Source organism: uncultured Phascolarctobacterium sp., from assembly GCF_937920985.1.
In the GTDB taxonomy this organism is placed as follows: Bacteria; Bacillota; Negativicutes; order Acidaminococcales; family Acidaminococcaceae; genus Phascolarctobacterium_A.
Map to the genome: position 1 here is coordinate 22,870 of NZ_CALDXR010000045.1, position 7,142 is coordinate 30,011.

The following is a 7,142-nucleotide window of genomic DNA, read 5'->3' on the forward strand; positions in this document are numbered from 1 at the left end:
TCAAGGGGGAAATGCTAAAAATGTCAAAAAATCTACAAAATTACTTTACGACCGGTGAATTATCACAGCTTTGCAAAATTCCCCGCAAGACTTTGCTTTATTATGATAAGCTGGGATTGATTACCCCAGAACTTGTCGATGAAAACGGTTACCGCTATTACAAGCGCAGTCAGCTGTTTTTGCTGCAGCTGATTCTTACGCTGCGCCAGCTTGAGGTACCGATTGCACGCATCAAGGATTATCTTGCCAACCGTTCGCCACAAAATTACCGTGATTTGTTCAATGAGCGCATAGATTTCTTTACGCAGGAGATTGCCCGTCTACAAGCCATGAAAACAGAGCTGCAGAGCGAATTAGGCAAGCTTGATTCCATAGCTGACATCACATTGAATAAAATCTTGCTTATACATGAGCAAGCGCGTTATCTTTATCTGAGCAATGCTACCGAAGAAAACGAATGCTTCAAAAAGCGTTCCACGCATATCGCCAAAATGTTTACCCATCTGAAAAATGATACTGCCTTAACAACAAACGGCTTCGGCTATATTTACGATGCGGAAATTTTGCAGGATTTCGAAACTAGACATCTGAAACATTATTTTTATACGCTCCATGACAAGCTTGCTACAGCGCATTGCTATCAAAAGCCTGCGGGCGATTATCTGACGCTTTATTTTCAGGGCGTCTATATGTTCAACAATAAAAAATATCTGCAAATGCTGGCAGAATATTGTCAGGAGCATCAGCTCACGCCGATATCACCGCTTTATGTCACCTCGCTGTGTGATTACTGGCTGACAGGCGATATGGATAAATATATTTACAAGCTGGAGCTGCAGATAAAATAGCATATTCAAAGCACTAAAACCTCCTTCGTTAAAATAGTAATTTTCTATATTACTGCTACGAAGGAGGTTTTTTAAAAAAGAAAAGTTATAATTATTTTCAATAGAATTATCGTAGTATTTTAACAATAATTGCTATTCTCAATCATTTACATAAAGTTCCGGATAAGCCTGCTTCGAAAGAAGCAATATAGCATCAGCCATATGCTGAGAAGCACTATAGCGGTATCTATCAGCAATAATAATATAGTTCTTATTCTTTACAGCTTTCACCGTTTGCAACGATTCATCAGATAAAACATCTTCACGCAATTTATTTACGTCACCTTTTTTTGTTGCACTATACTGCGGAAAAATAAGTATATCAGGATTAGTGCTAACAATTTTTTCTTTACTCAAGTGCTCCCCTCGCTCTAATCCAGCCAAAGCAGCTCCATTACGCAAACCAGAACGTATACAAATATCGTGAAACAAACCATTTTTGCTGCCAAAAGCCCCCATCAGAGAATAAGCTAGAGCAATTTTACGCTTTTCTTCTGGCAAATTCCCCACCTTACTCTGTACAAGCGCAAGTTTTTTATTCATATCCTTAATAATTTGCTTGCCTCGTTCTTCTTCGCTAACAGCTTTAGCAATGATTTCTATACGCTTTTGTACCATATCAAGATTGGTAGGCACTTTAGTTACCATGACTTTTAAGCCAGTATCTTTTAAAGCATCTATAAATTCCTTATTGCGGTTTTCCTGTACTATAACCAGATCCGGCTTCAGAGCCAAAATAGCTTCTACACCTATATACCCAGGAACAACCTTTTTAACGTGCGTTGCTTGTTCCTTAATTAATGAGATATTACCATCCAAAGCGTCTTCAGAAATTGCAACAAACCGATCTGCAGATACCAAATCAACTAAAAGCTCTTCTATACTCAGCGTTCCGGCATAAATTCTTTTCGGTTTAGCATCAAACTGCAGCACATTGCCATAATCATCTACAACACTATAAGCATCATTTGACTTATTATCGTCGGTCCGAGACTGCATACCACAACCGGTAAATATCATCATCAATAAAATAAGAACTAAACAACGCACATTAATCACCCTTTATCAAGCTTAGAATGTAAATCTGTAACCAACCTCAAAGTTTCTGCCAAGGCTTACATAACGGGAAGATACATGGGAGGTAATATCATGTCGATTTAAAAGGTTATCCATATTCAGATAAATCTCATGCTCTTTAACAGGTTTATAAGAAGCATGCAGGCTTGTATATAAATACGGTTTAACAGGAATCTGATATTTTTGCAGAACACGGTCTGCCATCATACTAGCATTTAAAGCAACATTAAATTTGCTCATGCTATAGCTTACGCCACCATTAAGTAACCATTTGCCGTAATTACGCTTCCAAACGCCATCATCCTCTTTCGGTGTTCTGTACTGAGGATTACTAAAGGAAACACCCCAATTATAGCTAAAACCTTCTGCCTTATTCATTTCACAGGATAATTCTATGCCCATGTTTTTTGTATCCTCATTGATAGCAATACTTTCACCTTGAGCATTTTCGGAACTTGTAATAAAGTCTTTTACATCGCTCTTGAACAAAGCTAATTTCCAGGAATGAGCACCAGAAATATGTTTTAAGCCTGTTTCATAATGCTTGCCAACCTCAGGTCTGATATTTGAATTTTGAATCGTATTACCTTGACCATACATATCTTTTGTAGTCGGCAAAGTAAAGGATTTGCCAATGCTAGCATAAGCACTTGTATCCTCCGTCATTTTATAAGAGTATTGGATTTGAGGAGTAAATTCACTATAATTGGTTCCGTCCGGAGAACCGCCCGTCCACGTTTCACGAGCACCGATAATTAGATCATGTCTATTATCAAATTTATGATCCAATTGAGCAAATATAGAGTAAACATTTCTATCATAAGCATAATTTACAGGTGTTGCAACTTTATAACTCGGATCATAAAAACTATAATAGCTATATTTTTCATTATAGGCTTTAGCACCAACCAACAGATTATTGTTGTTATCAAACTCAATATCTTTCGTTACCTCTATACCTTTGATAACATCATTACTTCCATAAAAATAGGAATTAGGATAGAATTTATTTTTTTTCCAATAATGATATCTAGAATCAGATGTTCCCTTATGATAAAAAACATTAGCTTTTAAGCCATTATTATCATAGTTAATAGTAAATTTATTTTCTTCGTTAGTAATAAAGCGTTTATCGGTGGCTAACTTAGTTTTTTCTGATATATAACCTCTAACATAATCATAATTATTATAATCAAAAGTTATTTTCCAATGCTCATCAAAAGTATAATTGGTAGAAACAATCGTTTTTTCGCCACCATAGAATTTAAAGTAAGTTCCATTTGGATTATATGCACCTGCGCTATTAGTCGCAAGAGATGTCCTATCAACACTACCTTTTTTATTCCAACTAGCACCAATGCCTAATTTACCTGCCTGCAGACTTGTCTGATATTTTTGTACACCATTATCACCTACAGCTGCAGAAATAGCATTAGTACGTTTCTTTTTGGTTATGATATTGATAACACCACCGCTAGTATCACTGCCATATAGAACAGCACCACCACCGCGAACAATTTCAACTTTTTCAACATCAGCTATATTAATGGTATCCAAATCATAATACCCTGTTCTGAAATTCATAGGCACACCATCAACCATAACTAAAGTACCACGACGCTTGCCGCGAACTAAAAACTCACCGCCATTATCACCAACAGTATTAGCTTTATAAACAACACCTGTTGTATATTTAATGGCATTTTCCAGTGTAGTTGCGCCGGTTTCTTCTAATCTTTTACTGGTAATAATTTCCGTTGTTGCCGGTACATCAACATCACGTTTTTCCGTTCTTGTAGCAGTGACAACAATAGTATCAATGGTATATTCATTTAAACTCTCTTCAGCAAAAGCAGATGCCCCCCCAAAAAACACTGTTGAACCAGTCAGCAGAGCTGTCATTAACAAGCCTTTTGAAATAATCTTTTTCAATACACTTCACTCCCTATTATTTCTTTAAAATCAAAACAGGAATTATTCATTTGCTCTATTTTATGGTAAAATATTTGTCTTGAAATTAATTCCTATTTTTTACTTACTATGTCATAATAAGCTGTCTAGCAGCTAGACAGTCAAGTGAATTTATGATTATTTTAAAAAATTTATAAAAAAGCAGTAGAGCACCAGAATGACTCATTAAGCAGTTAGCAAATTAAAATGCAAAATGGCTGGAGAAGATAACTCCAGCCACTAAATTACGATATTATAGCTATTGTCTTTTCAAAATACTAAAAGACAATATTATGCTTAACTTTAGATTTAAAATGACAATGCTTATACTATCCTAAGGTTACAGCATCACTGTTCAGCATTGGGATAGGCTTGCCGTTTTTATTATTGCGGTACAGTCTTAGACGTTCAATATCAGCCATTTCTACCGGCAGAGCCAGTCCATACTGCTCATTCAGCACATTCAGCAAATCTACTGCCTTCATGCTGCCTGTCGGCGTAATTTTGCAGTCAAAGCTGAAGATTGTTTCCGTTTCGGTCTGCTCTACAGTAAGCTGAGGAATATAGAACTTGACATCAATCTCTTTAAACTTAGCCTTCGTCTTAGGTGCAGCTTTTTTGAACAGCAGCTCCGGCGCAGCATTGAACTCCGCAACAGCAGCGCTCACGTCTTTGCTATAAGGCAGCGTTACACGATAGCTTGCACCTGCTGCCTGACTCATCAGGGCAGCGTGATGCGTATCAACAGCATCGGCAGCCAGTACGCGGATACCGCGCGGCAAAGCAGCATCAAGAGCCAACGCAGCCTTTTCTACTTCCATAGGCTCAGCAAGCTCGATTTCCACGAATTCGGTATAGCTTACTACGCCTACACCCAGCGCAGATGCCAAACTGAATTTCAAATGCGGATTAAAGCCTTCGGAATAGGCAGCAGGCAGCTTGGCACGGCGGATTGCACGGCCGATAGTGCGCACATATTCCAAATGGGAGATAAAGCGGATATCCTTATCCTTGGTAATTTGCATACGCAGTTTCATTATGCCTGTACCTCCCCATTGTTTTGATACTCTTCTTTATAGTCAACGATTTTTACGCCCAGAGCCTGGCAAACACCGCAGCCGGTGCAGCTTGTGCGACGGCAGTCGTGCGTAAGCTGCTGAGCATAAGCCTTACGCCATTCGTTCCACAGGAAGCGGCGGCTGACACCCGGAGAAATGTGCTCCCAAGGGAAGGCCTCCTGCTCACCGCGCTCACGGGCAGCGTAAAAGTCTTTATCCAGACCGGCGTCACTGATAGCCTCCAGCCAACGCTCGTAGGAGAAGCAATCGCTCCAGCCGTCAAAACGCGCGCCCTTTTGCCATGCCAACAGCAAAGCCTTGCCTACGCGGCGGTCACCACGGGCAAAAACAGCTTCAATAGTACCGGTTTTTGCATCATGATAGTTTAAGGTGATATTCTTATATTTTTTGATTTCATCCTTCAGCAGGAACTGCTTACGGCGGATTTCTTCCAAGTCATTCTGCGCGAACCATTGGAAAGCAGTGTACGGCTTAGGTACGAAGGACGAAGCACTTACAGTAACCTTGCACCCACGCTTACCGGTAATCTGGAAATATTTATACTGTACCTTGCGCGCCAAATCAGCAATTGCCAAAACGTCCTCGTCAGTTTCATAGGGCAGGCCAATCATAAAGTACAGCTTAACGCTGTTCCAACCGGATTCAAACGCTGCACCGACAGCATTCATCAAATCCTCTTCGGTAACGCCCTTGTTGATAACGTCACGCATCTTCTGGCTGCCTGCTTCCGGAGCAAAGGTCAAGCCGCTTTTGCGCACTGCCTGTACCTCCTTGGCGATAGCAACACAGAAGCTGTCGATACGCAGGGAAGGCAGAGAAACGCTTACGCGTTCATCTTTAAATTCGCCAATCATTTTATGTACGAGCGGTGCCAGGCAGGAATAATCAGCACTGGACAGGGATACAAGGCTGATTTCGTTATAACCTGTGTTATCTACCAGCTTACGCGACAGGTCCATCAGTACCTCGGGCTTGCGCTCGCGCACCGGACGATAAACCATACCGGCATGGCAGAAACGGCAACCACGACTACAGCCACGGAAAACCTCCAGCATGATGCGGTCATGGACAATCTCGCCAAACGGCACAATCGGAGAGGTCGGGAAATCTACGCTGTTCATATCCTCTACAACACGCTTTTGGATAACGGCAGGAATATCCTCGCGCAGCGGCTTAATAGCCTTAAAGGTGCCGTCCTCATTATATTCTGCTTCATAGAAGGAAGGTACATAAATGCCCTTGATTTTTACTACGCGCTGCAGGAATTCTTGTCTGCCGCCGGGTTTGCCTTCACGTTTCCACTCCTTGTAGCAACGCATAACCTCAAGCAACACCTCTTCGCCTTCACCGATAACAGCAAAATCGAAGAAATCAGTCAACGGCTCCGGGTTGTACACGCAGGGACCGCCTACAATAACAAAAGGATCTGCATCAGTACGGTCCTTAGCCAGCAGCGGTACGCCACCCAAATCAAGCATATTTAAGATATTGGTATAGGAAAGCTCGTATTGCAAAGTAAAGCCTACAATATCACATTCGCTCAAAGCCTTTTTTGTTTCCAGAGTACAAAGCGCAATTTCACGCTCACGCATCTTCGCCTCCAGGTCAATCCAAGGCGCATAAACGCGTTCTGCAGCAATACCATTCTCCTTGTTCAGCAGATGGTATAAAATTTTGAAGCCAAGGTAACTCATACCTACTTCGTATACATCCGGGAAGGCCAGAGCAATAGTTGCCTCTACTTCGTCAGCAGGCTTAACAATGCTGGCGAACTCACCGCCGGTGTAGCGCGCAGGCTTTTGCACGCTGCTTAAAATATCAATAGTTAAATCCTTTTTCAAATTCATTTTCTCCTCTATATTTAATGATGGAAGGGTTTATTCAAAACAGTTTTCGTCAATATTTATCTGCTATGATGCTTTAGCGTCTACCGATTCCTATAGTTTTTATAAAAAGGTTGACGAGAAAGTGTCAGAGGCGAAGCGACGGCGACGACGGCGTACAAAGCGTACTCCTAGGAGTCGTTGCTAAGCATATGGCGCTTTACCGTCGACCGCTCCCTCTAGTTTTTTATAAAAAGGTTGACGAGAAAGCGTCAGAGGCGAAGCGACGGCGACGACGGCGTACAAAGCGTACTCCTAGGAGTCGT

5 protein-coding genes are annotated in these 7,142 nt (G+C 41.1%); 1 reads left to right on the forward strand and 4 read right to left on the reverse strand.

What is annotated here, in order from left to right; all coding sequences use genetic code 11:
- Positions 1-20: 20 nt before the first annotated feature.
- On the forward strand, positions 21-848 hold the full coding sequence (locus Q0612_RS08125; protein WP_298883160.1) for a MerR family transcriptional regulator: 828 nt from the start codon (positions 21-23) through the stop codon (positions 846-848).
- Between the two features lie 138 nt (positions 849-986).
- On the opposite strand, the gene Q0612_RS08130 is transcribed toward Q0612_RS08125, so the two are convergent.
- From Q0612_RS08130 to Q0612_RS08145, 4 genes are all read right to left on the reverse strand, one after another.
- Positions 987-1,937, reverse strand: a complete 951-nt coding sequence (locus Q0612_RS08130; protein WP_298883163.1) for an ABC transporter substrate-binding protein — start codon at positions 1,935-1,937, stop codon at positions 987-989.
- 21 nt (positions 1,938-1,958) lie between these two features.
- Positions 1,959-3,896: a TonB-dependent siderophore receptor gene (locus tag Q0612_RS08135; RefSeq protein WP_298883167.1), complete on the reverse strand. Its 1,938-nt coding sequence runs from the start codon at positions 3,894-3,896 to the stop codon at positions 1,959-1,961.
- Positions 3,897-4,243: 347 nt separating this feature from the next.
- Positions 4,244-4,951 carry a TIGR03936 family radical SAM-associated protein gene (locus Q0612_RS08140; protein WP_298883170.1) on the reverse strand — a complete coding sequence of 236 codons (708 nt, stop codon included), beginning with the start codon at positions 4,949-4,951 and terminating at the stop codon, positions 4,244-4,246.
- Positions 4,951-6,840 (reverse strand): TIGR03960 family B12-binding radical SAM protein, encoded by a 1,890-nt coding sequence (locus Q0612_RS08145; protein WP_298883174.1) that lies wholly within the window; start codon positions 6,838-6,840, stop codon positions 4,951-4,953. Before Q0612_RS08145 ends, Q0612_RS08140 begins: the two co-directional genes overlap by 1 nt.
- Positions 6,841-7,142 lie beyond the last annotated feature (302 nt).

Bases quoted from the DNA above. Each gene is read 5' to 3' on its own strand.
- Q0612_RS08145 (WP_298883174.1), bottom strand. From the start codon at position 6,840: ATGAATTTGAAAAAGGATTTAACTATTGATATTTTAAGCAGCGTGCAA.
- Q0612_RS08125 (WP_298883160.1), top strand. From the start codon at position 21: ATGTCAAAAAATCTACAAAATTACTTTACGACCGGTGAATTATCACAG.
- Q0612_RS08140 (WP_298883170.1), bottom strand. From the start codon at position 4,951: ATGAAACTGCGTATGCAAATTACCAAGGATAAGGATATCCGCTTTATC.